General features: G+C 70.7%; 23 protein-coding genes and 3 pseudogenes. 14 read left to right on the forward strand and 12 right to left on the reverse strand.

Annotated elements, in window-relative coordinates; genetic code table 11:
* The 9 genes and pseudogenes from ACZ51D_RS40380 to ACZ51D_RS40420 form a co-directional block, all read left to right on the forward strand.
* Positions 1–1,953: ricin-type beta-trefoil lectin domain protein (locus ACZ51D_RS40380; protein ID WP_465665277.1), on the forward strand; the 1,953-nt coding region annotated here is incomplete at its 5' end.
* A 303-nt stretch (positions 1,954–2,256) separates the two neighbouring features.
* On the forward strand, positions 2,257–2,547 hold the full coding sequence (locus ACZ51D_RS40385) for a hypothetical protein (RefSeq protein ID WP_465665279.1): 291 nt from the start codon (positions 2,257–2,259) through the stop codon (positions 2,545–2,547).
* Positions 2,548–3,272: 725 nt separating this feature from the next.
* Positions 3,273–3,413 (forward strand): annotated as a pseudogene (locus tag ACZ51D_RS40390) (VOC family protein); the annotation flags it as partial.
* Between the two features lie 67 nt (positions 3,414–3,480).
* A pseudogene (locus ACZ51D_RS40395) lies at positions 3,481–4,672 on the forward strand (IS3 family transposase).
* Positions 4,669–5,718, forward strand: a complete 1,050-nt coding sequence (locus ACZ51D_RS40400) for a replication-relaxation family protein (protein WP_465665281.1) — start codon at positions 4,669–4,671, stop codon at positions 5,716–5,718. Before ACZ51D_RS40395 ends, ACZ51D_RS40400 begins: the two are co-directional and overlap by 4 nt.
* A gap of 220 nt (positions 5,719–5,938) precedes the next feature.
* Positions 5,939–6,418, forward strand: a pseudogene (locus ACZ51D_RS40405) (glycine-rich protein); the annotation flags it as partial.
* A gap of 112 nt (positions 6,419–6,530) precedes the next feature.
* A complete protein-coding gene (locus ACZ51D_RS40410) occupies positions 6,531–7,610 on the forward strand; it encodes an Ig-like domain-containing protein (protein ID WP_465665283.1) in 1,080 nt (359 codons plus the stop codon).
* A 631-nt stretch (positions 7,611–8,241) separates the two neighbouring features.
* Positions 8,242–9,048: a replication-relaxation family protein gene (locus ACZ51D_RS40415; RefSeq protein ID WP_465625903.1), complete on the forward strand. Its 807-nt coding sequence runs from the start codon at positions 8,242–8,244 to the stop codon at positions 9,046–9,048.
* Positions 9,049–9,310: 262 nt separating this feature from the next.
* Complete coding sequence (locus ACZ51D_RS40420; protein ID WP_465625883.1) at positions 9,311–10,018, forward strand: hypothetical protein; 708 nt, start codon at positions 9,311–9,313, stop codon at positions 10,016–10,018.
* Between the two features lie 3 nt (positions 10,019–10,021).
* Here the strand turns inward: ACZ51D_RS40420 and ACZ51D_RS40425 are convergent, their stop codons facing one another.
* Entirely contained in the window at positions 10,022–11,254 is a 1,233-nt protein-coding gene (locus ACZ51D_RS40425; protein ID WP_465625901.1) for an IS110 family RNA-guided transposase, read from the reverse strand.
* A 531-nt stretch (positions 11,255–11,785) separates the two neighbouring features.
* On the opposite strand from ACZ51D_RS40425, the gene ACZ51D_RS40430 reads away from it, so the two are divergent.
* A complete protein-coding gene (locus ACZ51D_RS40430; protein ID WP_465625881.1) occupies positions 11,786–12,100 on the forward strand; it encodes a hypothetical protein in 315 nt (104 codons plus the stop codon).
* Positions 12,101–12,220: 120 nt separating this feature from the next.
* On the opposite strand, the gene ACZ51D_RS40435 is transcribed toward ACZ51D_RS40430, so the two are convergent.
* The 3 genes from ACZ51D_RS40435 to ACZ51D_RS40445 form a co-directional block, all read right to left on the reverse strand.
* Positions 12,221–13,117 (reverse strand): carbon-nitrogen hydrolase family protein, encoded by an 897-nt coding sequence (locus tag ACZ51D_RS40435; protein ID WP_465625879.1) that lies wholly within the window; start codon positions 13,115–13,117, stop codon positions 12,221–12,223.
* Positions 13,118–13,385: 268 nt separating this feature from the next.
* Positions 13,386–13,712 (reverse strand): hypothetical protein, encoded by a 327-nt coding sequence (locus ACZ51D_RS40440; protein ID WP_465625877.1) that lies wholly within the window; start codon positions 13,710–13,712, stop codon positions 13,386–13,388.
* 415 nt (positions 13,713–14,127) lie between these two features.
* Positions 14,128–14,745 carry a hypothetical protein gene (locus ACZ51D_RS40445; RefSeq protein WP_465625875.1) on the reverse strand — a complete coding sequence of 206 codons (618 nt, stop codon included), beginning with the start codon at positions 14,743–14,745 and terminating at the stop codon, positions 14,128–14,130.
* Between the two features lie 577 nt (positions 14,746–15,322).
* Here ACZ51D_RS40445 and ACZ51D_RS40450 point away from each other — a divergent pair.
* Both ACZ51D_RS40450 and ACZ51D_RS40455 read left to right on the forward strand, forming a co-directional pair.
* Complete coding sequence (locus ACZ51D_RS40450; protein WP_465625873.1) at positions 15,323–16,312, forward strand: ISAs1 family transposase; 990 nt, start codon at positions 15,323–15,325, stop codon at positions 16,310–16,312.
* Positions 16,309–16,500, forward strand: coding sequence for a hypothetical protein (locus ACZ51D_RS40455; RefSeq protein WP_465625871.1), 192 nt, complete (start codon positions 16,309–16,311; stop codon positions 16,498–16,500). Before ACZ51D_RS40450 ends, ACZ51D_RS40455 begins: the two co-directional genes overlap by 4 nt.
* A gap of 27 nt (positions 16,501–16,527) precedes the next feature.
* Here the strand turns inward: ACZ51D_RS40455 and ACZ51D_RS40460 are convergent, their stop codons facing one another.
* From ACZ51D_RS40460 to ACZ51D_RS40485, 6 genes are all read right to left on the reverse strand, one after another.
* Positions 16,528–16,953: a GYD domain-containing protein gene (locus tag ACZ51D_RS40460; protein ID WP_465625869.1), complete on the reverse strand. Its 426-nt coding sequence runs from the start codon at positions 16,951–16,953 to the stop codon at positions 16,528–16,530.
* Positions 16,954–17,672: 719 nt separating this feature from the next.
* The gene (locus ACZ51D_RS40465) at positions 17,673–18,104 is read right to left on the reverse strand and encodes a phage tail protein (protein WP_465625867.1); all 432 of its coding nucleotides are present in this window, start codon (positions 18,102–18,104) and stop codon (positions 17,673–17,675) included.
* 114 nt (positions 18,105–18,218) lie between these two features.
* Positions 18,219–18,500, reverse strand: a complete 282-nt coding sequence (locus tag ACZ51D_RS40470) for a hypothetical protein (RefSeq protein ID WP_465625865.1) — start codon at positions 18,498–18,500, stop codon at positions 18,219–18,221.
* A gap of 55 nt (positions 18,501–18,555) precedes the next feature.
* Positions 18,556–18,921, reverse strand: coding sequence for a hypothetical protein (locus tag ACZ51D_RS40475; protein ID WP_465625863.1), 366 nt, complete (start codon positions 18,919–18,921; stop codon positions 18,556–18,558).
* 552 nt (positions 18,922–19,473) lie between these two features.
* Positions 19,474–20,730, reverse strand: coding sequence for a replication-relaxation family protein (locus ACZ51D_RS40480; RefSeq protein ID WP_465665285.1), 1,257 nt, complete (start codon positions 20,728–20,730; stop codon positions 19,474–19,476).
* A 501-nt stretch (positions 20,731–21,231) separates the two neighbouring features.
* On the reverse strand, positions 21,232–21,690 hold the full coding sequence (locus ACZ51D_RS40485; RefSeq protein ID WP_465665287.1) for a hypothetical protein: 459 nt from the start codon (positions 21,688–21,690) through the stop codon (positions 21,232–21,234).
* A 290-nt stretch (positions 21,691–21,980) separates the two neighbouring features.
* Here ACZ51D_RS40485 and ACZ51D_RS40490 point away from each other — a divergent pair, with 290 nt between their 5' ends.
* On the forward strand, positions 21,981–22,199 hold the full coding sequence (locus ACZ51D_RS40490) for a hypothetical protein (RefSeq protein ID WP_465665289.1): 219 nt from the start codon (positions 21,981–21,983) through the stop codon (positions 22,197–22,199).
* A 1,626-nt stretch (positions 22,200–23,825) separates the two neighbouring features.
* A complete protein-coding gene (locus ACZ51D_RS40495) occupies positions 23,826–24,047 on the forward strand; it encodes a hypothetical protein (protein ID WP_465625855.1) in 222 nt (73 codons plus the stop codon).
* Here the strand turns inward: ACZ51D_RS40495 and ACZ51D_RS40500 are convergent.
* The gene (locus ACZ51D_RS40500) at positions 24,028–24,849 is read right to left on the reverse strand and encodes an IS5 family transposase (RefSeq protein WP_465665291.1); all 822 of its coding nucleotides are present in this window, start codon (positions 24,847–24,849) and stop codon (positions 24,028–24,030) included. The genes ACZ51D_RS40495 and ACZ51D_RS40500 overlap by 20 nt on opposite strands.
* Positions 24,759–26,378 (reverse strand): IS4 family transposase, encoded by a 1,620-nt coding sequence (locus ACZ51D_RS40505; protein WP_465665293.1) that lies wholly within the window; start codon positions 26,376–26,378, stop codon positions 24,759–24,761. The genes ACZ51D_RS40500 and ACZ51D_RS40505 overlap by 91 nt, the downstream gene beginning before the upstream one ends.
* Between the last annotated feature and the right edge of the window lie 97 nt (positions 26,379–26,475).

The following is a 26,475-nucleotide window of genomic DNA, read 5'->3' on the forward strand; positions in this document are numbered from 1 at the left end:
GCCACTGTCACCAGCCCCACCCAGGCCCAGGTCGCGACCTGGGACCACATCTGGGACTACAACCTCCCCGGCATCCCCGACGTCGCGAAGGATGTCACCCCCTTCGTCAACAGCGGTGGCACCACAACCTTCCAGGTCCCCGGCAGCGTCATCCAGGACGGCCACGCCTACGGCTACGGCATGATGGCCACCGACAATCTGGACGGCGTGCCCTGGTCCCCCTCCACCCCGGCCTGCTACTTCAAGGTCGACCTCACCCCGCCGACCGTCACCCTCCCCACCACGGTCAGCGACACCACCAAGCAGTTCCCGCCCAGCGGCAACGGCCAGACCCCCCAGATCTACGCCGGCCAGAGCGGCGGCGTCCCCTTCAACGCCGCTGACACCGCCCCCAGCGGCGGCTACGCCTCCGGAGCGGTCTGCCTGCGCTGGAGCTTCGACCCGCAACTCGTCGACGCCACCTGGCAGTGCGGCAGCTCCATGCCCACCGGCCAGATCCCGGTGACCCCCGGGCGCTGGGGCACCAACGTCCTCTACGTCCAGGCCGAGGACAACGCCGGCAACCTCTCCCCCGTCGCGCAGTACGCCTTCTACGTCCCGTGGAACCCGAACAGCCCGGCTCCGACCTTCGGGGACGTCACCGGCGACGCCCTGCCCGACATCGTCACCGCCGACCCCAACGGCGACCTGCGGGCCTACAGCATCCCCGCCACCGCGCCCAAGGCCCCGCTTGCCGCGCCGAAGTCCAAGTCCCCCGGCGGCGACTCCTGGGCCAACTACCACGTCACTCACCGCGGCAGCCTGCGCGGCGGCATGAACGTCGACGACCTCATCGTCCACAAGGACGGCGACCAGAAACTCTACTTCTACAAGAACCCGGGCAACACCGGCGTCACCGGCGTCTTCGACGGCTACCTCGGTCTGGCGAAGCCCGCCTGCGACCCGAAGCTGACCGACTGTGCGGGCTACAACGCCGCCGACTGGTCCACCACGTTGCAGATCGCCGCCAGCGGCGACCCCAGCACCACGAACCTCGACGCGAACAAGAAGTTCCTCAACCGGACGGGCCTGTTCACCGTCGAGAGCGGTCCGGACGGCACCGGTGCCCTCTGGTTCTACCCCAGCATCGGCGATGCCAAGTTCGGTTCGCCTACCAAGCTCGCCGCCACCGGCTGGAAGGGCTGGGACCTTCTCTCCCCCGGCGACTGGGCGAGCCAGGGGCACCCCGGTCTGTGGGCCCGCAACCAGAGCACCGGTGACCTGCGCGGATACACCTTTACCACCGGCACAGTCATCATCTCCAACCCCTTCGGCGGCAACGCCAGCTACCCCACCCTCACCGGAATCGCCACCGACACCAAGCTCGCCGGAATCGACCCCGCCAACTGGCCCGTCATCGGATCCGACGGCGACCTCACCGGCATCGGCGCCCCCACACTCTGGGGCATCACGCCCAACGGCATCCTCCAGACCTGGACCGGCCACTCCACCGCCACCGACCCGTACTACGCCTGGACCGCCGGCCCGACCGGCGTCCTGAGCATCTACGCCCCCGAAAACAGCCCCATCGCCCTGACCGCCCAGACCGGCAAGTGCGTGGATGTCTACGGCGGCAGCTCCGCCCCCGGCACCGCCGTCGAACTGTGGGACTGCAACGCCACCGCCGCCCAGCAGTGGACCTTCAAGCCCGACGGAACGCTCCGGGCGCTCGGCGGATGCCTGGACGCCGCAAGCGGCGGAACCGCCAACGGGACACCCCTGGAACTCTGGACCTGCGGCAACACATGGCCAAACCAGATCTTCGTCCCCCGGCCCGACGGCACCATCTACAACCCCGCATCCGGCCGGTGCATCGACGTCCCCGGCGCCGACACAACCAACGGCAGCCGACTGCAACTGTTCGAGTGCAACAGCACCCCCGCCCAGAAGTGGTCCCCCCTGGTACGAAGCTAGATCGTCACCATGTGACCGCCTAACTCAAGGTGCCCCTGGCCTGCTTCGGTCAGGGGCACCCTGCGTTCCAACAGACTCCGGCCGGACGACGCCCGCACCCGCGGTGAGGCCTGCGGCCCGCTCGACCTCCTCCCCGGCCCGGAGCTGTCGGTCGAGGGCGGCGGGGTGTACCGGCCCGCCGCCGAGCTCGCGTAAACCGCCGGCACCGGCGACGACCGACACCGCCTGCGGGCGTTCGTCGAACGGCACCGCCCCGGTGTCGGCGCCGAGGGAACCGCGGCGCAGCTGGCGGCCTGCGCCCGGGTGTGGGAGCAGGCGGGCGAGGACGGGTCGGGCCGGGCGTGGGAGCGGCGCTGGCGAGCGTTCCCGCGGCTTCTGGTGGTCCTGGTCGGCACGGCGGCCGCCGGGGTGCGCGGCGCGGTGGCGGACCTGCGCCTGGCCGCGGAGGAGAATCCGGCCGTCGCCGACATGCTCACCGTCGTCCCGGCTGGCGCCGCCCGGATCGAGGACCTGGTGCAGCGCGGACCGTCGGCTCCGGTCTGGCACCCGCTCGACGGCCGGAGCGGACGGCCCTGCGGGTGGACCGAGCTGTAGGCGACGAGCGGGAGCCGCAGGTCGGCCTGCCGCAGGCCGCACCGGCCGCCCTCCCCCTCGCCCCTCCTCCCCGGCCGGTGGCGCCGCGAAGCGGGACCACCGGGCCACCGCGCAGCGGACACCCAAGACGCCGTCGGCGCGCAGCATCAGGTTGCCGGGATCCCGTCCCCGCTCCTGCTCTGCGCGCCCACTCTCCTCCACCTGCTCTTCTCCTTCGATGCTCCGGTGCCCGGACTTCACCCAGCACCGCCAAGGTGCCAGGGAGAAGTAGTCGGCGCCCGACGACCTAGGGACAAACCGGCTCTGAGCTGCGCAAACGCTGATTTCGGCGGGGTGGGCTGACGCAACCGCGAGTAGCAAGCCCAAGTAGCAACCTCGAGTAGCAAGCCCGAGTAGCAACCCCCAGAAGCAACCTCAGAGGCAACCCGCACCGGGCCGGCTGTGCCTGAGCACCGTAGATGGCCACTTTGCAGGCTAGTTGGCCAGAGTTTTCGGGCTACCTGGCCAACCTGAGCACGCCGCTTGGCCAGCACCGGACGCGGCAGAGCGCCGAAGCAGCCGCGGGGCCAGCGCGTGGATATGTACGTGAGTAGCGAGAACGGGAGTCACCAGCTCGCTGGCGGACGGGCTGTCCTGTGCCACCGAACCTGAGCGGGTGCCCACGAAATGTGAGTGGTGCAGGCCGCTCGCTGAGATTCGTGGCGCAGGATGTCGAGAGGGTGCCACTGGCTCCGTCCCGGTGCACCAGCGGCCACCATCGGCCGCACACGGAAGAAGGAGAAACCAGCGTGGCGATTCAGCGGATGGACAACGTCGGCATCGTCGTCGAGGACATGGATGCCGCCATCGCGTTCTTCGTGGAACTCTGAGCTTTGCCCCGTGACGTGGACACCCTGACACTTGGATCTTGTCGATCCAGGAAGGGAAGTCCAGGTGGGACGTCCGTCGAAGTACTCGGACGAGTTCCGGCGTGATGCCGTCGCGCTGTACCGGGCCGCGGAGGGCCGGCACACGTTCGCGGCCGTCGCGAAGGAGATCGGGGTCAATCACGAGACCCTGCGGAACTGGGTGCGCGCCGCCGACGCCGGGCCGGCGTCGACCGGGCAGGTGCTGAACACCGAGGAGCGGGCCGAACTCGTCCGCCTGCGCAACGCCGAGCGCGAGTGGCAGGCCGAGAAGGAGATCCTGCGCCGGGCAGCGGCCTATTTCGCACGGGAGATGAAGTGAGGGCCCGCCGCTGGGACTTCATCTCCACCCACGCCGCCGAGTTCGGCGTCCAGCGGTTGTGCGAGGTCCTGGGCGTCGCCCGGTCCGGGTACTACGCGTGGCGGGCCGGTGCTCCGGCCGGCGCCGAACGGGCGTCGGCCGAGGCCGTGCTCGTTCACGAGATCCGCGAGGTCCACCAGGAGGCACGGGGCGCGTACGGGGTGCCGAGGGTGCACGCCGAACTGCGGTCCCGGGGCCGGGTGGTCAACCGCAAGCGGATAGCGCGCTTGATGCGCGAGCACGGCATCGTGGGCCGTCACCTGCGCAAACGCTGCCGAACCACCGTCCAGGACAGGAGCGTGCCACCCGCGCCGGACCTGATCGGCCGGGATTTCACGGCGGCGGAGCCCGATGTCCGGTGGGTCGGCGACATCACCTACCTGCCGGTCGCAGGCTCGTGGATGTACCTGGCCACCGTCATCGACCTGCACTCGCGCCGGCTCGTGGGCTGGTCGATGGCCGACCACATGCGCACCAAGCTCGTCGCCGACGCGCTGGAGGCCGCCGTCGCAGCACGCGGCGGCCGGGTCGACGGCGTGATCTTCCACTCGGACAGGGGCTCGCCCAATACGGCTCGGCCGAGTTCGCCGGAGTTTGCCGGCGCCATGGTGTCCGACGGAGCATGGGGAAGGTCGGTTCCAGCTACGACAACGCCGCCGCGGAGAGTTTCTTCGCCTCGCTGAAGCGGGAGTTGATGCACGGAGCGCGCTGGGCCGGCCAGGCTCAGGCCAGGCTGGACGTGTTCCGGTGGATCTCCTTCTACAACCTCCGCCGGCGCCACTCCACGCTCGGCTACCTCAGCCCGATCCAGTTCGAACAGCAGACAGCGGCGTCCCGTAGGATCACGCTCGCCGCATGAAACTCCGGTGTCCATGTCCCGGGGGAAGGCTCAATCACGCACGTCAGGCCGGACGCCTGCATGTCTGGTTCCTGACGGAGCGGGGCGCGCGGATCGCCGCCCGCTTCCCGGAGCTGCGCGGCGTTGCCTCCCCGCCACTGCCGGAGGACAAGACGGAGGCGAGGCTGCGGGTCGGGCACATCCTGGCCGTCACCCGCACCCAGGCCGCCTTTGTGGCCTGCGCCCGCAAGGCGGGGGACGAGTGCGCGCCGCTGGACTTCCTGCCGGAGGTCTACCACCGCTACGGCGAAGGCCGCGATGGCGCCGTCATCCCCGACGGCCTGCTGCACTACACCACGGGCGGGGCCCGCCGGTCGCTCAACCGGGCGTTCGTCGAGGTCGACCGCGGCACCATGGGCAGCGAGAAGCTGGCCTCGAAGCTGATCGGCTACGCCCGCTTCCACGAGCACCACCCCGTCCCGGTGCATCTGCGGCGCACGGCGGGCGCGCAGAGCGTGGGGCCTGCCTGGCAGCAGCACTACACGCGGTTCCCCCGGCTGCTGTTCGTCCTGGCCGACACCGGCGAGCAAGCCGCCCAGCACCGGATCCGCGACCTCCAGGCCCTCGCCGGCCTGCACCCGGTGGTGGAGCAGATGCTGACGACCGTTCGGGCCGGGGCGGCCCGGCTGGACGACCTGGAACGGCACGGGCCCGGCGGGGCGGTGTGGCACACCCTCGCCGCCCCCAGCGGGCCCGGTGCGGGGCCTGGGAGCTGTAGGGCGCAGCGGGCGGTCCGGGCCGGGGCGGCATCAAGGTGTCCGCCCCGGCCATCAAGGTGTCCGGCCGCTTCATCAAGGTATTTCGGGTGGCTTCGTCCACGAGTTTGGGCAGCACTTCGACACCGATTCGGGAGGCACAAGGCTTCCGAGACCGCGGCGGAATGTTCACGAGTTTCGACAGCACCGCCCGCCTGCCGGGCCCGGCCTGGTGACGTCCTGGGCGACGGAGGTCGGGTTCGCGGTCCGGTCTTGCGCGCATGCCGGGTGGGCGGGGGACCGCCGGGGTGATTCGGTGGTGTGTCGGATCGGTTGCCGGCCGGGGGCTGGGCTGTCTGATCCAGGGTGGCGGAAGACAATCCCCTGCCGGGAGATTCCCCTTTCCGCTTTCTGGGAGTAGATCGTGACTTTCTCACTGTCGGTTGCCGGTGGTCAGCCAGGCTCAGGCGTGAGGGGGTACCGTGCCGGTTGGGCGGGCCGCCGTGGACGTGCGCTGGCCGTTGCGGCCGGCATGCTCTGTGCCGCCGGTATCGCCCCGGTGGCGCTGTCCGGGACCGCTCATGCCCAGGGCACCTGCACGACCTCCGGTAACACCACCACCTGTACGTTCGCTTTCACCGCCGCCGAGCAGACCTTCACCGTGCCCGGCGGGGTGTCCTCGGTGCAGGTGTCCGCCATCGGCGCGGCCGGTGCCCCCAACGACACCGGTGACGGCGGTACCCCGGGTGGGATGGGCGCCCAGGTCAGCGGCACACTGTCGGGATTGAGCGTGGGCCAGACGTTGTATGTCGAGGTCGGCGGCACTCCCACCAACGGCGGCGGCTGCATCGGATCGACGCGGTGTACCGGTGGGTTCAACGGGGGCGGCTCCAGCCACCAGACCGGTGGTGGCGGTGGCGGTGCCTCCGATGTGCGCACCCGGCCCCGCAGCACTCCCCTCACCACCACCGACTCGCGGCTCATCGTGGCGGCCGGCGGCGGCGGAGGCGGCTCGTTCGCCTTTTGCGACCCGGGGGGGCACCCCGGGTGGCAATGCCGGGGAAGCCGGAGGCAACGGCACGTGCGGGACCGCGAGCACCGGCGGTGGGCCGGGCACCCAGACCATGGGCGGTACCGGCGGAACCCCCGGCGGCAACCCGGGCCACCTGGGCACCGGTGGCAGCGGCACCGACAGCGTTATCGCCAGTGTCGGCGGCGGAGGCGGTGGCGGTCTCTACGGCGGCGGCAACGGAGGCACCCGTAACGGAACGGCCGCCGCCGGCGGTGGCGGTGGCGGCTCCTCCCTGGTTCCACCGGGCGGCACCGGCCCCGCGGTGACCAGCGCTGGTGCGAGTATCACCATCAGCTACACCCGGGCCACGGTGACGACCATGCTCACGAGCTCGCCGAACCCGTCGCTTTTCGGGCACCCGGTCACGCTCACCGACACCGTCTGCCCTGCCAGCGGTTCCACCGCGACCCCGACCGGCACCGTCACCTTCACCGACGGCGGCGCCACCCTGGGCACCGCCCCGCTGTCCCCCGGCGGAGGCGACCACTGCGCCCAAGCCCGGCTGACCTGGTCGAACCTGCTGCCCGGCGGCCACACCCTGACCGCCCAGTACAGCGGCGACGCCACCTACGCGGCCCCCGCCGCGGAAAGCGCCACCCAGACGGTCAACTGCACCCGGACCGTCACCGGCTCCGTGGCCAGCGTCGCCGCCACCGGCGAGAGCACCTGCATCCTCAACGCCACCGTCCGCGGCAGCGTCACGGCCGGCGCGGGCACCGCCCTGTTCATCGGCAACTCCACCATCCAGGGCAGCGTCGCCTCCCGTGGCTCCACCCTGGTCGGGGTGTGCGGCACCACCGTCACCGGCTCCCTCGCCGTCGACGGAGCCAGCAGGTTCGTCGTCATCGGCGACCCCGGCGACGACCACTGCGCCGCCAACCAGATCCAGTCGTCGGTCCAGCTGACGAACAACAACGGCGGCCTGGAGGCCATCGGCAACCACATCGGCGCAACCCTGCTGGTCACCGGCAACACCGGCACCGGCCCCTTCCCCGAAGACAACCGCCCCGAGATCGAAGGCAACACCATCGGCGGCTCCCTGGCCTGCTCGGGCAACACCCCGCCCCCCACCAACGACGGCCACCCCAACACCGTCACCGGCGCCCGCACGGGCCAGTGCAGCACCCTGTAACCCACACGGCCGGGCATTTCGCCCCTGGGTAAGCCCGTAGTGCCCGCGCCCGCTGCCGCACTCCACGCAGCCGGCGCGGGCTCCTCGCGTCGCTCGGCGCCGCTCCAGCTGCTTCGCAGACGGCGAGGGCCGGAGTTATAGAAGAAGGACCACGAGCCGCACGCCGCCGACTGAAGCGCAGGTGACTCCCATTCTCGCGAACAGCACCTATTCGAGCAGACGCGCGACTCCCAATCTCATGTCGAAACGACGGCACAACCCGCGTACATAGCCATTCGGGCCGCCATCAAGGGATCCGGTCGCTCCATCAAGGAATCCACCAAGGTTGGTGGCCGTGCGCGGCACCAACGTTGGTGGAGGCCGTTACGTGATCGTTGCGGCGGAGGGGGCTGTTCACCAAGGGATCCACCAAGGTTCGCGGGGTTCCCTTCCGCGACCGCGCGGAGCACCCGGCTCCGCGCCCAGCCGAAGGGCACCCCTGCGATGACGAAGAACGACGGCGCCAGGACGAAGGCCAGGGCGCGGACGGGCGCGGAGCCGGACAGCGAGGCGCGGGAGGTGGAGATCACCTGGGCCGTGCTCGCCGCCCTGTTCCAGTTCCGCATCGCCACCGCCGAGCAGCTGCGCTCGGCTGACCGCCCCGGACGCGGGCATCGAGAAGATGCGCTCCCGCCTGCGGCGGCTGCGCGAGGAGGGCCTGGCCGAGGAACTGGTGCTGCCCCAGTCCGGGCGGGCCAGGGGCTGGTACCTGACCGAACACGGCGCCCGGATCGCCGGCGCCTTCCCCGAACTGGCGGACATCCCCGCCCCCAGGACGCCCGGCGACAAGAGCGCCTTCAAGTACACGCTGTGGCACCAACTCGCCGTCGTACGAACCCACCTCACCTTCCTCGCCGACGCCCGCCGCCGGGGCGACTCCTACGGGCCGTTCGACTTCATCCCGGAGATCACCCACCGCTTCGCCGAGGGCCGCGAGGGCACCGTGCGCCCGGACGGCCTGCTCTACTACAGCCGCACGAGCACGGACGACGCCCGGGTCACCAACCTGGCGTTCGTCGAGGTCGACCGCGGCACCATGGGCGGCCCCCGGCTGGCCGCCAAACTGAACGCCTACGCCCGCTACTGGGCCACCGCGCCCCTGCCGACCGGAGTGCGGGGCACCACCGAGGCCCAGGGCGGCGGCGTGCCGCTGTGGGAACGCCGCTACGTGCACTTCCCCAGGCTGCTGTTCGTCCTCACCGGCACCGGCCAGGCCGGCTTCGCCCACCGCGCCGACGACCTGGAACTCATCGCCCGCACCCGCTATGTCGCCAAGATGCTGCGCACCGTCCCGGCCATGGTCGCCAAGCTGGAGGACCTCGAGGACGAAGGCCCGGGCGCCGACGTGTGGTGGTCGATCGCCGACCTCGAAGCCGGGCCGGGCCCCTGGTGGAACTGACCGACACCAAGTCCTGACCGGCACCCGCCACCGACACCTTGATGCCCGTCCCGGCGCCCGGGACGGGCATCAAGGTATCCGGACCGCTCTCACCAACAATCTGACCTGCTGCGTTATCTTGCCGTGACCGAGCCGTCAAGGTACCGGCGCGTTGTCCGGGGCGGGCATCAAGACACCTCACGGCGCCAAGCCGTCAAGTTGATGTCCGGGTAGCTCGTGGGGCGGTCGAACAGAGCGGATCTTCGTGCGCCAGAATCACGGCATGGCGATGGCACGGCACTGGTACTCCTCGGCTCCCGTTGTGGACGGTCTTCCGTTGCTGGACAAGCCCGGGTTCTGGGCCGCGCACCTGGTCGACCTGTGCGAGGACATGTTGCCGGAGGCCTTTGGTGTGGACGCCGCTGATGCCGGCGCCATGCTGGAGCGCCTGCACGACAAGTCGGCCTGGCCGATGTTCACAGTCCCGCTGGAGGGCGGGTTCTCGATCGTCGTGCACTACAACAGCGGCGAGGAGTACACGAGCACGGACTACTTCCTGGTCCACCCGAACGGCCCCGATGCGGTCCTGGCCAGCACGGACCAGGACCGTACGGGTCCGGGCCTGTGCTGGCCGGAGCTCGCCGCGATCCTCCACGCCCCGGACGGGGCGGTCGGTGTGACCGATCCGCATGCCCGACTGCTGCTTCTCCTGCCGGTGCTGGGCGACTCCGCAGTCCCTGCCGAGGCCGTGGACGCCGTCACCGAGTCGCTGATCGCCCAAGACGCCCCCGAGGGGTGCGAGGCACTGGCCCAGCGTCTGCTCGGCGGCCACCCGATGTGGGGTGCCCAGTCGTGGTCCTTCGACGCGGACGAGCGGAGCTGGATCTGCGACGGCGAGCACAGCCCGCGGCAGACCCCACTCGGCGACTACCTGCCCGAGCGCCAACGCACCAAGCTGGAGGCCTGTCTCGGCGTGGAACCGAGCATCTGAGCGTCAGGCGGCGACAGCGATCAGAGGGGCCGGGAAGGCCGCCTGTTCGTCGAACAGGCAGCGGGCCTTGAGGCAGTGGTAAAGCTGACCGAGCATGCGGTTGAACAGGTTGCGCTGGGCGGCGGCGTGCCAGTCTCCGGCGTCGTCGCGGCGGCGCCGGTAGTGGGCCTTGGCGCCGGGTGAGGCCGTCAGGGCGGCGAAGGCCCACAGGTAGCCGGCGTGGTTGAGCCGGTCGTTCTTCACCCACCGGCGCGTGATGCTGGACTTCTTGCCGGAGGCACGGGTGACGGGTGAGGCCCCGGCGTAGGCCTTGAGGCCGCGGGCGTCGGCGAAGCGTGTGCGGTCGTCGCCGATCTCGGCCAGCACCCGGGCACCGAGCTGAACGCCGAGGCCGGGGAAGCTGAGGATGATCTCAGCGTCCGGGTGCTGAGGGAAAGCCTTCTCCACCGCCTGGGCGAGGTCGTCCGCAGCGGTGCAGGCGGCCGTGAGCTGGCCGAGCAAGGCGAGCATCTGCTTGCCGAGCGCGTCCTCGACCAGCTCGGGTTGGCGGGCCCAGCCGACGCGGAACGCCTCGCGCAGCCGCTCGGCCTCCGGCTCGATGCCGCGCTTGCGGCGGGCTCGTTTGAGGGCCGCGGTGATCTGGGCGCGGGTCAGGCGCGCGGCCTTGGTTGGGGTGGGGGCGAGCTTGAGCAGCTCGCGGGCCTCGGGGCGGCACAGACCGTTGTCCCACTTGGCGAAGGCCTCCAGGGCTGCGGGGTAGTACTCGCGCAGCAGGGAGCGGAGTTGGTTGGCGATCTGCTGCCGGTTCCAGACCGCGTCCTGCTGGGCGCGGGCGAGGACGGTGATGGCGCGCGCCAGGTCGCTGTCGTCGGGCAAGGGCCGGTGGGCGTGCATGTCAGTGCGCAAGATGTTCGCCAGGACCAGGGCGTCGCCGGGGTCGGACTTCTTGCGGGAGACGGCGTGCCGGTCGCGGTAGCGGGCGGCGGCCATCGGGTTGATCGCAAAGACCTGTCGCTGCCCGGTCCGCAGCACCGCGACGAGCAGGCCGCGGGAGGTCTCGATCGCGACCGGGATCGGGGCTTCCTCGCTGTCCCCGTACTCAGTGAGCAGGTCAAGCAGCAGCTTGTAGCCGGCCGCGTCGTCGGTGATGTGGCGCTTGGCCAGCAGCTGGCCGGTGTCGTCGACCAGGGCGACGTCATGCGTCTTCTCCGCCCAGTCGATCCCGCAGTAGATCACGTGTTTCCTCCCCTTGGCGCAGGTGTTTGCGCTGGTCACGAGCACATGCGGGCCACGCAGCGACCTAATTCCAGGACTCGGCACTCGGGCCGGTCCGCCACCTCACTAGCCGTTCGTGGCACCAGCTCACCCCACGGGCCCCGGTCTCCTCGGGAGCTCTGCGGCTCGGGAGAAACGAGAGGTCACCGCGAGGCGGGCTCGCACCACCAACACCAACGAGTGATCAACCGGACGGTGTTGACCGTGGTGATGGCCGCGAAGGCGCCGGACGCCACCGCTCTTGATGGAGGCATCAATGCGCCCGGTATCCGCAAGGCATCCGTCCGGCGCCCACACGGCCACCACCGAGTGCCAGGGCCGCCCGCCGGTCTACCCAGAGACGTCAGCGGCCTGGATGCGAGAAGGCGTCACGGCCCTGGCACTCGAACAACCCGTAGCAACCCCCCTGGCTCCCACTGGCTGTTAACAACGAATTAGGTATCGGCGGGGCGCGGCCGGGTGCGGATCCGGTCGCACGTACGATTCCGTGCCGTGGGCAAAGAGCGGAAGACCTTCGAGTACACCGACGGGCTGAAGGCGGCGCAGCGGGCGCTGGTGGCTGTGCAGGCCGAGCGCCGTGCCTTCCTGGCCGCGCTGCCGTTGTGGGGCGGCGATCTGGAGGCGGCCCGGCGGGGGCTTAGCGAGGAGCAGCCGGCCGAGTCCGCCCGGCTGGAGGAAGCCGAGCGGCGGGCCTCCCATGTGGTGTGGGCTGACGAGTACTGGGCCAAGCTGTCCGGCGAGGACCGGGTCATCGCCTGCAGCCGGCTCATGCACATCGACGACGTGCCGGACGCCTCGGCCGCGTAGCGCGGACGCGCGCGGCCCGACGGCCACGTCCGGGTACCCAGGCCTCTCACCGGGTCCGGGCGGGCCACGAACGCGGAGACTCACCAGCCTCCCGGGCGTTTCCCACCAGTGGTCGGGGTGTCAGAACGCGGTGCGGATCTGGCTCCTGGGGTCACCGTCGGCGAGATGGTCGGTGTAGAGGCCGGCGCGGGCCAGCCGCCTCCAGGGCCGGGCGTAGCGCATCGCGGTGTCGATGTCCGGGACGGTCGAGTGGAGGTCGAGGTCGGTGAGTGCGAGGGCGGGCTGGTTGTGGGCCGGGGCGCGGTTGAGCCAGCGCCCGCCGGGGGCGACGATGCCGGAGGGTGCGGTGGCGGCGAACTGGGCGGGGACGGCGTAGCCGAGCCAGTAGTTGTAGAGGGTGCCGTAGGCCTGGGCGACGGTGGCGCGGGCGGGGTCGTCGACCATGACGGACAGCAGGACGCAGTCGACGTCCAGGCGTTCGTACTCGGCGAACAGGGCGGGGAAGTTCGCTTCGATGCAGATGGCCAGGCCGAAGCGGACGCCGTCCACGTCGAAGACCGTCGGCTCGGGCCGGCCGGGGGTGTAGAGGTAGGACAGCTCGGTGTTCGACAGGAACCGCTTGTCGTACCGGGCTACCAGGTCCCCGCGGTCGGAGACGACGTAGAGGCTGTTGTGCGGACGCCGGGGCGGTGTGAGCGGATGGAGCGAGCCGAAGACCGTCCACAGGCCCAGCTCGCCCGCCAAGGCCGCGATCCGCTCCGCCTCCTCGCGCAGGACGTCCCACGCGGCGCCGGTCCAGTCCGCCGGCGCCCCGGTCCCGTCGGGGCCGGTCGCCACCACCCGCTTGTCCGGGTAGACGAGAGCGCCCTCCGGAAACTGCACCAGCCGCGCCCCCGCCCCGGCGGCTTCCCGCATCAGGGCCCGGACCCCCTCACCCGCCGCCCGGATCGCCGTCCGGTCCCCCGGATCCTCCGGCACCGTGCTCTGCGCCACCGCCAACCGCAACGTCCCGACCATCCGGCGACCGTACCGGTGCGCCCGATGCCTCACCCGGCCCGGACCGGGAGCGTCACCCGCACGTGTCCCTGACCGCAGCAGGTTGAACCGCGCCCGGTGAGCGGGGCGGGGGCGGGCGAACTCACCAGCGCGCGAGGCGAAACTCACCACCCGCCTGTGAAACTCCTGACCCGTGACAGCGAAGTTGGGACGATTGTCACCGAAGTTGGGACAACGTCATTTTGCGACAGCGAAGTTGGGAAAGACCCCGGTCAACGCCCTCGTAGTGCTACAGCACGGCAATGCATGAGCTCAGATCGGCGGCCAGGAAGACCAGGCGCGAGTCTTCAGCGATATGCACTCGCCCCAAGGCGACTGGGGTGTCACCTGCACGCTGAAGGTCGGGCATTCCCTGTTCGAAGTCCTTGCAGGTGACGATGCCGTCCTCCGCCATGCACTGGGCCCGCCAAGCCCAGATGTCGAGAAGCCGGCTGGCCGGCACCGTCGATTCGGCCCACACCCGAAACGAAGCCCCAGCGCGCAGGGCCAGGGCAACATGGCCGGCGGCAGCAGTCTCATGCCGTTCGAGGGCAGCAATCAGGTCTTCGCGATCCACGACGTGCAGTATGCCGCTCTGCGGGCACCAGCAGCCCGCCCCTACTTCCCAACTTCGCTGTCACAAACCGGCCAGCTTCCCATGATCGCTGTCACAAACAGCCGTTGTCCCCACTTCGGTGACAACCGTCCCGACTCCGCTGTCACAGGACAACTCCCCACCGCAGGCCAGGGGGTGCAACGCGGAGCGCAACACGCTGTTGCACCCCGGTTCCCCCGGTGGTTCGCGCAGGTCAGGGGTGCAACGCGAAGCCTGCCAGGGCCCGCGCGTTGCACGTGTTGCGGCCCCGTGTTGCACCCGCTACCCAGTCAGGAGCGGCGCCACCAGGAGCGGACGCGCTTCGCCTCGGCGGCCTCGGCCGCGGCGGCCCGCTCGCGCTCGGCCTCCTCCCGGGCGCGCCGGTCACCGAGGGACCTCAGCTCACCCAGCTCGCCGGGAGGTTCTGGTACGAGGCGTGCTTGGTGATCAGCCCGTCGTAGACCACGTGCCCATCGCGCCAGCTGAGGACCACCAGGCGGTCACCCTTGAACAGACGAACCTCCTCCTGGCGGATGGAGTGCACTGCGTCGAAGTCACCGGAGAAGCCGCCCGGAAGCTGGGTGAACGAAGGGTGTCGGGTGATCAGCCCGTCGTAGGTCACGCTCCCATTGTTCGCATTGAGGACCAGCAGACGGTCACCCTTGAACATGCGGATGTCGCTGCCGATGTAGACGACGTCGTCGATGTCCTCGGAGAAGTCCGCCGTCACCTGGGCGTGCGAGGGGTGCCCGGAGATCTTGCCGTCGTAGGTGCGGCTGCCGTTGGCGGCATTGATCACCACGAGCCGCCCGCCCCTGAACAACCGGATGTCCTGGCCGACGACGTACGCCCCGTCGATGCCGTTGGCGAACTTGGGTGACACCTGGGCGAAGGAGCCGTGTTTGGTGGTCTGCCCGTTGTAGGTGATGCCGCCATTGGAGAGATCGATGAAGATCACCTGGTCCCCCCGGAACAACCGAACCTCGCTGCCGATGACTTCCGCCGCACTGATCATGGTGCACTCCTTGTCGCTGGCCGGCTACCGCTGAACGTGCCATCGCTCCGGGGAGAAATGATCTTCCGCCCCCTTTGAGTCAGCAGAGGAAAACGCTACCCCGCCCCGAGGGCAATAGCCGGGAACCCGAACCAGCCTGTCCAATTCCAGCAATGCATGGCCGGGACCGCACCGTTGCGCCCATCAGACAGGGCTGCATTCTTGCAGCTCACAGCGCCAGCACCACTCGGCGGGCTCAGGACGGGGATTCACATCAAAACAGATCCGGCCCTCACTCGTGTTACCAGTGGGAAAATATTAAAGGATCCTCATCAATGCGAACTCATGCTCCGATCACCGCCATGTGCTCGCAATGCATGGACACCACCGCCACACGACCCGAACGCCGAATACTTCGGGCACATCACCGACAATGCGATCGACGGGCTTCCCAGGGCTGATGCGTTCTCAGCTGGCGGGATAGGTCGGCTCGTCGGCTTTGAGACCTGATGGGCGGTTTGCCGGAGTGGAAGCAAGAGACGCGACGCCAGATGATCAAGGCTTCTGAGACCGAAGATCGTCCTGGAGTCGCGTCCGCGTGCCATCCTCCCTGATCACCGTCCTCGCGCGCCACTGCGAGGACGCCAACGACCCCTGCCCGTCCATCGAACCGCACAAGCTGGCCTCGCTGTCCGAGGTGCTGGCCGCCGTGCCCGATCCCCGCCGGGTGCGCGGGCGCCGCTACCGCATCGGCGTGCTGCTGGCCCTGTGCCTGACGGCGGTGCTCGGCGGAGCCCGTTCCCTCGCGCAGATCGCCCGGTACGCAGCCGACACCGACCCGCAGGTCCGCGCCGGACTCGGCCTCACCCGCGCCACGCCCAACGCCTCCACGCTCGGCCGACTGCTGGCCCGCATCGACGGCGACGCCCTGGACGACGCCGTCGGCACCTGGCTCGCCCATCACGCCGCCGATCCCGTCGAGGAGGACGAAGCCCTGATCGGGCTGGCCGTGGACGGCAAGACGGTGCGCGGCTCACGCACCGACAGCGAGACGGCAGTCCACCTGCTGGCCGCCGCCCTCCACGGCAGCCAGACCGTCATCGCCCAGCGCCAGGTGGCGGCCAAGAGCAACGAAATCCTGGCCATGGCCCCGCTGCTGGCCCGCTTCGACCTGCGCGGCGTGGTCGTCACCGCCGACGCGATGCACACCCAGCGCAAGACCGCGAAGAAGATCATCGCGGCTGGCGGGCACTACCTTCTGGTCGCCAAGGGCAACCAGAAGAAGCTGCGCCGGCAACTGCGCCGCCTGCCCTGGCAGCAGATACCGCTGCTGGACCGCACCCGCACCACCGGGCACGGACGCCGAGAGGTCCGACGCCTGAAGGTATGCACCGTCGAAGCCGGACTGCTGTTCCCGCACGCTGTCCAGGCCATCGAGATCAAGCGACGCCGCGTCAACAAAAGAACGGCAGGGTCCAGACGAAGACGGTCTACGCCGTCACCAGCCTCACCCCCGGCCAGGCCGACCCCGCCCGCCTGGCCGGGCTCGTCCAGGGCCACTGGTCCGTGGAGGCCCTGCACCACGTGAGAGACGTGACATTCGCCGAGGACACCTCCAGGGTCCGCACCGGCAGCGCGCCCCGCGCCATGGCCACCCTGCGCAACCTCGCCATCGGCCTGATGCGCCAGGCCGGCTGGACCAACATCGCCGCCGCAGCCGACCACTACCGGTCATGCCCCGAACACGCCACCGCGCTCCTCAAGATCGCCTGCTGACAACACATCAGCCCTGGCGCTGGACCGCTACGCGCCCGGCGCCCGGTACTGGACTCGTTCGGCTTTGCGCAGGGCATCCATGGTTTCATCGACGGTCAGGAGAACTGTCGTCTCGAACGAGCTAAGCGCGCCGCCTGCACTAATCGCCAGCGCAACCGCGGTCATGGACACGTTGTCGGGGGCCTCCCACAGGTTGTAGCCGTCGTGTGTGCCGAAGGCGTACCAGAAGCCGTGGAGCTTCCCGCCGACGGACTCGATGTACGCCTGAGCGGCCTTTGCGCGGTCCTCGGGGTGGACGATCAGCCTGGCCCACGTCTCCGGTGTGTAGCTGAACCTCGATAGATAGAGCGGCATCATCTCCCTTTCGTTCCACCAAGGGATACCCCAGCGGGTGGGAAGCGCGCCGGATGCGGCCCGCGTATCCCCCGAACGGCTGGGGACGATGACCGGCACGGCCACAGCCAACGGGTGAGCGACCTACCCGGGCGCTCTGGCCCTGCTTCGTACGCGCTGGTTGATACGTCCGCGTACGGTTCGGGCCGCGTGACCACTACCGGTCACACCCCGCCCACGCGTGCGAGCTACTTCATCTCACAACCTGAGAACGCATCAGCCCTGACGGGCTTCCGCCCGGACGACCAGGTGCTCGCGGGCGTACGCGGTGCGCAGCCCGGCATCGGTGAGGTGGGCTTGGAGGACGAGGTTGTGCACCGTGCGGGCGCTGGGCGAGGAGCCGTCGCGGGTGCGGCAGACGTTACGGCCTGGACGCCGCCGGCCAGGAAGTGGCTCAGCAGTTCGGTGCCCTCCCACCGGTTATCCCGCCATTGTGTTGTGGCACTTGGCACGGGAGCAGAGGGGCGTTCCGTTATCGGCGAAGTCTTCGACGAAGCGGATCGCCCAGCCCAGGAGTATCTGCATGGTCGGCTCGGCGATGCGCTGCGTGCGGTTCTCGTGACGCGTGGGTGTTCGCCCCAGCAGGTCCTGGTTGGCCTCCCCGTCCCAGCGCGGGTCCGGCGGCATCCGCAAACCCGGTGGGGGGATCTCCCGGTAGGCCCAGGTGGGACCGCTCGGGCCTCACCCCTTGCGGCAGGCCGTGCGTTCCATCGGCGAGCGGCCTTGCCCGGACCAGCAGCGTCAGTCGTTGCGGCACCGCCAGGCCATGGGGCAGCCCATCAGTGCCATTCGAGGGAAAAACCATCTGCCGACAACGAGACCTCCTCGATGGCGATTTCGTTGCTGCTGGCATCGAAGTTGGGTGCGCTGATGGCGGTCGGGAAGGCGTTGACGACGTTCCAGGTCATGAACAGAACAGTGCCGGCCTCGTTGGTGAGGCTGATGCTGATGTCGCGTTTGCCGGTGCGAGTGTCGTCAGCGGGGTTGAGCCATGCGGCGAGCTCGGGCTGGTCCTGGAGAGCACCGTTCGTGAACGTGATCACGGGGCCATTGGCGGACTCAGGCAAGAGTGGAACGGCTTCGATGCCTGCCTTAGCGGCGATCTCCGGAGGGATCTCCAGCCCGGACACGGAGGCGAACGCCAGTTCTTCGTCACCGATGGTGACCCTGTAGCTGTAGGCAGGCACGGGGCTTTCGTTCTCGACTGACACGGTGCAGTCCTCTCAACGGTGCAAAAGGGTGGCTGGCCCCGAGCTACGGGTGATCGATGTCGCCCTCAGCCATGGGACACCCGCATCCTGTCCAGAACGATCAACGACCAACCATCAACACCCAAGCTTCAAGACCGACCTCAAGCTCACAGCCCGCCAGCAACAACAGTCACTGGATACGGAACGGCCGTAGCGGCCGAGGGTCCAGGTGCCGGCCGCCAGGTCCTCCAGGCCCTGCTTGCGGATAGTGTCGTCGCCGGTGCGCGTCGAGGTGATCCAGGTCGTCGGTGCCAGGCTCTCGATCACGCGCTGGGGCATCGCGGTCCACACCCGGTCGGCGTGGATGTCGCGGCGCACCGCGGTGGTGCCGGGCTGAAACAGGTTGGTGTTGGTCACGGGGCAGCCTTCCCGTGTTCGGGGCCGGGACTTCCGCTCGAGGTGTGACGGCAGCTCAGGGCTTGGGGAAGCCGTAGCGGCTGGCGGCCCAGGCGTTCGGCGGCTGCGGGGTGTCCAGTCGCTTGCGCAGTTCCTGGACGGCTTGCGCGAGTTCCTCGCGGTCGGTGGCGTTGACCGTGCCGTCGAGGAAGGCCGAGACATCGGCGAAGGTGCCGTCGTCGAGGATGCGGCCCGCGCACAGTTGGACGCGCAGGTACGGGGCGAAGGCGTCGATCCCGATCCACCAGCGGTCCGCGTCACGGACCAGGCGCAGCTGGGAGGGCAGGTGTCCGCGGAGCCCGCGGGTCTGGTCCTGCCAGCCGCACACGTCGTTGATCCAGTCGGCCACCGGCTCCGGCGCATACTGGTTCGGCTGCGCCATCGGTCCGCTCCTCCCCTTCGACGATACGCCGAGCCTATCGGCGCCGGTTGGACGCGCGGGGTGGAACTGCTTGATCACCGGGCTGGCTGGCCCCAGGTTCGGCAGACGGGTTCGTGCCAGGTCGTCTGGACGACCATCCCGCCAGGCGTCAGATGTTCGCTGGACCAGGTCCGGCAGCACCCGTTGCCCGGCCGAACAGGAGCCGGCGGCCTCACAGCGCGGACCGGGACCGCAGGAGCGGGCACGGTGGCGGTCGGGCGGCGGTGGCGCCTGGTCGAAGGTGTCGTCATGCCGCAGCTCTGCCCGCCCCGCGCCGGGGCCGAACCCGCCACCCGTACAGAGCAGCACGAGGCCGTTCTACCCGGCCTCTGGCCTGCCCAGATACCTGATACTCACCGGTGGCCCGGCTGCCACGGCGGGCAAACTCACCGGCCCCGGCAGCGAAACTCACCAGCCCTGGGAGGGGAAGCTCACCGGCTGGCGGTGAAACTCACCGGCCCGAGGCGAAACTCCCCGGTGCAGGTCAGCGCCATGCACCGGGGAACAGCGGGGTCAGGCCCTGCGCCACCAGGAGCGGTGGCGCTTCGCCTCGGCCTCGGCGGCTTCGGCGGCCGCCTGCTCGCGCTCGGCCTCCTGGCGAGCCTTCTGGTCGGCGTCGGCCTGGCGGCAGCTTGGGCACAGCCCGTCGTCGTCCCAGGCGGCCCGCTCGCGCATCTCCCACCGCGCGTCCGAGAACGGCACCTTGCAGCGGGTGCAGGCTGGACGGCGGCGCTCGCGCTCCGCCCTCTGCCGTTCCTGCTCCCGTTCCTGGCGGACCTGGTCGGCGGCAGCCCGCTCCGCGTGCAGCAGCCGGTCGCCGTCCCGGTTGGCCAGCGCAGCAGCGAGGGTGTGCCAGCCCCGGCGGCCGAACCGGTGCCAGACCGGGGCATCAGCGCCGAAGCGGCGCAGCAGCGGCAGGGTGGTCGCCACGACCGGCAGGGCGCGGTGGTAGTCGCGGGCGGCGTAGCCGCTGTACGCGGGCGCGTACCAGGCGTCCTCGGAGGCGGTCTCGACCTCGGCCATGCGGTTCAGCAGCCGCTGGTGGTCCCGCTTGGCCTTCTCCTCCTTCTCCTTCGGGGTGAGCGGCCCCGCGCCGGGGCGGGTGCGCTTGCGGCCGGCCTCCAGGACCAGGGCGACCGGCGGCAGTCCCTCCCGTCCGGTGGCCGGGTAGAGGGTGGGCCACAGGCGCAGGTCGTGCGTGCGGGTCCCGGTCCGGCGCAGCGAGGCCTCGAACGCCGCCTTGGCCGCGCCATTCGCCGCCAGCTCGCACCAGGCCCGGTAGGTGGCCAGCTTCTCCACGAGGGTGCCGACGCCCTCGTTCTCGCGGTCGACCTCGACCAGGAGCACCGGCACCTTCGCGCCGGGGTGGCGCAGCACGAGGTCGGTGAACAGTGAGCGGCGGTGCGGGATGGCGTGCTCGACCTCGGTGGTGAACGCGCCGAGGTGACCGATGCCGGCGCGGGCGAGGAGGCCGGCGGCGGCGACGACGTCCAGGGCGTGCTCGGAGAACGCCGCGCCCGGGCCGTCCCGTTCGGGGCGCAGCGCGGACAGCTTCGTCCCGGCCGGGAGCAGGTCGGCGGCTTCGCGGCGCCCGGCCGCAGTCAGGGTCCACAGCTTGCGGTTGTCCGGCAGGCGCAGCTCCTGGCGCACCCTCCCGGCGGCCTCCAGGTCGACCACGGCGTCGCGCGTCGCCCGGTCGTTGCGCTGGGTCGGGCAGACCAGGTGCCAAAGCTCCCGGCCGGTGGCGCGCTGAAACAGGGCAAGCGACACCAGGACCCCCTTCCTGACCGGCTGTGTCGAACCCCGCTTCCACCGCACCTCGGCATCAGGGGGAAGAGGGTTGTCGCCACGCCCGACGCCCCTTGACCGGGGCCGCTGGCCTGCGGAAACGGGCCGGGCCGCCGTCGGGGGCGTGGAGGTATCGGTGGAGGTGCCGGTGGAGGCGGCACCGGGCCCCTTGTCCCGGCCGGGCGAGGCCTTCGCCGCCCGGCCGGGGAGGTGGCCGGCGGCCTGGACGCCGTCGTCCGGATCGGGCGCGGCGAGCGCGGTGGTGGACATCGGGTTGGCCTTCCATCAGCAGGAGGCCGGAATCGGCGCGATGGCCGGCCCGGCACCCGGGCGAGCACCCGGACGCGGCCGACACTGCACACCGACCCCTTGTCCGCGGTCTGACCCCGCCCCTTGACCAGCACGTTGTCCCGCCCGGTTCGCCCCGGTCAGGTCCCTTGTCCTCCCGGTTTGTCCGTGACCGGGATCACGGGCGGCGGGCCGTCAGAGGTTCTGCAGATAGGCGGTGTGGACGGTGAAGGCGGCCTGCTCGGGGGTGTCGTGGAGCATCGCTTCCTGGGTGTTGATGTCGCCGATGAAGTAGCCCTCGTACACCGCCACCCAGCGGTCGCCGATGCCGGTCAGGCCGCGCTCGACCCAGCCGACCTGATGGCCCTCGCCCGTCACGAGGTAGACGTCCGGGTTGACCGTCCAGCCGGCCAGCGCCCACCAGTCGCCGAACCGCCCCGCATCGAGGGCGACGCGCACGTCGCTCGGGGGCAGCCGGCGGTGCATCGGGTCGGCCGGGACGGGAACCTCGATGGGCGCTTGCTGCGGTGCGGAAGAAGCCGGAGCCGGGGCGGGCCGGGGCGCGGTCTGCTGCTGGGCGAGCCGCTGGTCCACGAGCTCGCGCAGCCGCTCGCCACCGGGCGCCGTTTCGCCCCGGGGAACAACGGACGCCATGGCGGCGGGCCCCGCAGTGGGCTCCCTTTCCCCCCGGGGAGGAACAGGCGCCGACAGGGCCTGCGGCCGCTCCGCGGCAGGGTCCGTCGACGGGGGAGTTCGCCCCGGGGAGCAACGGGTGCGGACCGGTCCTCGTGGGCGGGGCCGCCGCTCGCCGGAGCCGGTACGGGAGCAGCCGTCGGCACCGGCGCGTCCGCGGCCGGGGCGCTGCCGGGTGGGGCCGCTGTTTCGCCCCGGGGCGAAACGAGGGGCTCCGGGGCGGCCTCTTCCGAAGCGGCGGCCTGGGTGGGGTGGGCGGCGAGTATCCGCTCGGCGAGCTCGCGGTGACGCACGGCCAGGCCCTCGGCGGCGCGGAGAAGGTCGGCCAGGGCCTGGCGGGCAAGGGCACCGTCGCCCTCGTGCTCCGCACGCTCCAGCTGGAGGAGGAAGCGCTCGTCGTGCCGGCGCAGCGCCTCGCCGAGCTCCAGCAGCCCGACGGCCGTGCCGTCGGCGGGCAGGTCGGCGGGTAGCGGGGTTTCGCCCCGGGGGTTTTCGGCGGCCGCGGTGAGCGCCTTCTCCTGACGCTCGCGCCCGCGCGCCCGGTCGGCCCGGGAGGAGCACGCCTTCGAACAGTACTTCCGGGGGCGACCGGTACTGCTCGGCTCCATCTCCTTGCCGCAGACCGTGCAGGTCGGCGCGCCGAACAGCATCGGCTCGGCCATCGCCTTTCGCCCCGGGGTGAAACGCCGCGCCCCGGCGGGCAGCGGCGGCCCGTCGCAGCAGCGCGCATCACCGGTTGCGCAGCGCTGCGCAACCGTCCTTTCGCATGCGCATCCGATGCTGCAACCGGCCGTTGCGCATGCGCAGCGGGCCCGATCGTTGCTGCAACAACCGGCCCTGCCGGCGGCGTCGGCGGCAGGGCCGCCGGGCCATGCCCGAGGCCTGCGACGGGGCGGGTGCGATCCCGTTCGCACCTGTCGTGACCTGCGGTGGGGAGTTTGCGTCGCACCCGGTGTGCGGCGAACTCACCGGTCCTTGCGCGCCCGGGGCCGGGCGGCTGCGACGCCGGTCGCACCGTCGCAGCCCGGTCGGCGATTGCGCAGCCAGCGGCCGGTCGCAGTCGCACTCCGTTCACCCGCGCGGGCCGTCGCAGTCGCAGCCCCGGCGTGCAGCAAGGATCGCCTTGCTACACGGAAGCAGCGGCAACAACGGGTGTAGCAAGGGTGACCTTGCTGCACCCTGCTGCCCAGTGGCCCGCGCCGAGCAGCGGGATAGCAAGGTCACCCTTGCTGCATGGCTTGCTGCTGCGGGCAACGCTGCACCGGCCGCTCGGCGCCAGGCACGGGCATCAGCCAGCTGGCGAGGGGCAACTGCCCAGTGTCACGCCGTCTTCGGCGTGACCGGTGCGGCGACGGGCCGACGGCGGGGCCGGCCACGGCCCTGACGACGGATCCGGCGGCGCAGGGCAGGCGGCAGGGGCTGGTCCAGCGCAACCCTTGGCGCTGGCCAGGGTGCGGTAGCGGAGCGCGCCGCGCCCAGCCATTTGCATGGTCAGGTCCGCGTGGATCACAGGGTTGCCGCCCGGTCCCGGCTTCCCGGCAGGGCACGTGCCGCCACCGGCCGGGCGGGGAGAGCGAGGGGCGGAATCCGGGATGGACTCATGGTTCATTTTGGTGATTGTGGTGCCCCCAAAATGGACCATGAGTCCATCCCTCACTGAGACGGGACGGCCCGACTTCACATGCATGTGACGTGAGAAGCGATTCCCAAACCGAAGGTAGGGTCACGTTTTCGCAGGTGAGGTGCGTGGCCGTCGCTCGGTAGGCATGCTCGGACCGTCGTGTTGGTGCGGGGGCATGGTCGGAGGTGGCGGATGCCGTCGGTGCTGGGGGTGCTGGAGCGGCGTGAGCGGGTGGCGCTGGCCAGGGCGGAGGAACTGCGCGCCGAGTTGGAGCGGGTCCAGGCCGCCGTGGCGGAGGCGGATGAGGCCGCGCGGCGCGCGGTGATCGCCCGGGAGGAGACGGTGGCGGCCCTGGCCGAGTTGGCCGATGAGGCCGCGAGGCCTGGGGCGTCGGCCGGTGGACCGGTGGTGGGGCCGGTCGCGGGCGTGGCCGGGCCGCGGGGCGAAGTCCCTTCGTGGCGTGAGGGGTTGGGGGGTGGAGGTGCTGTCGCCCGAGTGCGCGCGGATCGTGGCCCTGGTCGAGCGCGATGCGGCCGGCGGCGGGGAGGGGGTGCGGGCGCGGGCGATGCGCGAGCATCTGGGCTGGTCGGCGAGTGATGCGAAGGAGCAGGCGGCCCGGTTCAGGGCGAAGCGGCTGGTGGAACGGGGCTGGTTGACCGAGGCGCGGCCGGGGCTGTTCAGGCCGCGGACCGCTTGACGCGGCGCGGGGAGGGTCGGCCCGAGCGGGCCAGTCGGCGGGTGGCCGGGATACTCGCGGCCCACCAGGCCATCGCCTCGGCGCTGTCGATGCGGGTCTCGTAGTCGCGGGCCAGGCGCCGGGCCCGGATCAGCCAGGAGAAGGACCGTTCCACGATCCACCTGCGGGGCAGCACCACGAACCCTTTGGCGTCGTCGCTGCGTTTGACGACGGTCAGGGCGAGGGCCAGGACGGCGTGGGCGAAGGCGACGAGCCATCCGGTGTAGCCGCAGTCGGCCCAGACCAGGGCGATGCGGTGGCGCTCGGCGCACAGTTGTTCCAGCAGGTCGCGCCCGGCGTCGTTGTCCTTGACCGAGGCGGCGGTGACCATCACCACCAGCAGCAGGCCCAGGGTGTCCACCGCGATGTGCCGCTTGCGCCCGTTGATCTTCTTCCCGGCGTCGTAGCCGCGGGTGGCCGCGCCGACCGTGGCGTCGGCCTTCACCGACTGCGAGTCGATGATCGCGGCCGAGGGCTCCTCCTTCTTCCCGGCCAGCTCGCGCAGACGCTTGCGCAGTCGGCCGTAGAGCTCCTTGATGAAGTCGTTATCGCGCCAGCGGCGGAAGAACCAGTAGACGGCCCGCCACTTGGGGAAGTCGGCGGGCAGGCTCGCCCAGCGCACGCCCTCGGCGACCAGGTAGCGCACCGCGTCGATCATCCAATGCCACGAAGTTAAGGATTCGGTGGTGGTGTCAAGGCGTCGGGGAGGGTGATCTTGTAGGTGTTCGGAGCGGTGCGTATGAGCCGGCCGTTGCGGGCCCAATAGCAGAGTTGTGCGGTGAGGCTGCTGAGGGGGCGCCCAGAGTTGGCGAGCCCGAGATGCCGCGCGATGTCCCGGGTGTGCATGGCCTGGTTGGAGTTCGCAGCCCAGAGCTGGCAGACCTGGCCCCAGCGGCCGGAGAGGGCCTGGCCAGGGTCCTGCGCGCTGGGCAGAGCCGGTGGGTGCACGGTGATCTCGATGACGGTGATCGGTGTGCTGCCGCGAGGACGACCGTCTCGGTTCCAGATGTTGTAGCGGGAGGTTCCGCACTTGACGATGCGGGCGGACAACCGCATCCGGCGCCCGGGAAGCAGCGCGTGCAGGACACGGGCGCCGATGTGTCCGACCAGGTCGGAGCGGCTGCCCGGCCCTGAGGCCGCAGTCGTTCCGGCCAGGTTGACGACCGTGTCACGGGCGGCCTCCAGTGCGACGGTGAAGCCGGCCCGGTCGGGATCGCAGGCGGGCACTGTCTCCACGGCGGTCGCCATCACCGAGCGCAGGGCCTGGTAGAGGGTGAGCAGTCCCCACATCTCCTGGTTGAGGCCCACAGGGTCCTTCGAACGTAGGACTCGGCCTTTGAGCAGGGTGTGACGGAGTGCCAGGTAGGTGATCTCGATCTCCCACCGCTCGTGGTAGAGACGCACCAGGTGGTCGGCTGAATCGGTGCGGTGGTCGTGGAGCGTGGTCAGCAGGCGGTAGGTCCCGCCGAAGTCGCCTCCGTCGGCGGTGCGGGAGCGGATCTCGGCCTCGATCACCCGCAGTGAGAGGCCCCCGATCCGGGTCAGGTAGGAGCCGTCGGGCAGCAGTGCCAGCACCGGCGGTCGTCGGGTGCTGGTGGCGCGAATCAAGAACTGCGCCCCCTGGGCTGCGATGTCTGCGAGCAGCTCGTTGCTGTCGAAGGCGCGGTCCGCCAGGAGGAGCATGTCCGAGGTCAGGTGGCCGACCAGGTCGTGGGCGTAGTCAGTCTCGCCCTTGGAGGCGGGCCCGAAGACCGCTGCGATCAGGCCGCGGGTGCCTGTTTCGCACAGGGTCATGAGCATCAGCCGGGGGTAGCCTGCCGGGCCGTAGCGGCGTTCGGTGCGGCCGAGCCATGACCGGTTGCGCTCGTGGTCGGGGACGGACAGGCTCCCGCAGCCGTCGAAGGCGACCGTGCGCCACCTGCGGTAGCGCACTCCGGGCGTGGACGGCTGGGTCAGCGGGCCGGCCAGCACGTCGAACAGTCGCTTGAGCGGGGCCACCCCGACCCGCCGACGCAGATCGCGAAGTGCCTTCTCCGAGGGCTGCGGCACCCGAGCAGCCAGTCCGGCCGCGAGTTTGCTCCACACCAGTCCAGTGCCCAGATGCTCGAACAGTCCGAGTGCGAGCACGAAGTACACCCCGACGCGCGAGGGGAGGCTCCGAAGTCGTCGCTCACGCGCCCCGGTCTCGTCCAGTACCGCATCCACCAACTCGGGTGGGATGACCTGGGTTAACTCGCCGATGTGACCGGGCGCGAACACGTCACCGGTTCCGTCCGTGACAGAGTGGGCCACTGGGCCTCTGCTTTCTCAGGAAGATCTTGGTCGATCCCCTGGATAGCAGAGGCCCCTCGCGCATCGCGCCCACCCTTGACACCGCCGCCGAGCGCTT

Source organism: Kitasatospora sp. NPDC033851 (assembly GCF_055576085.1).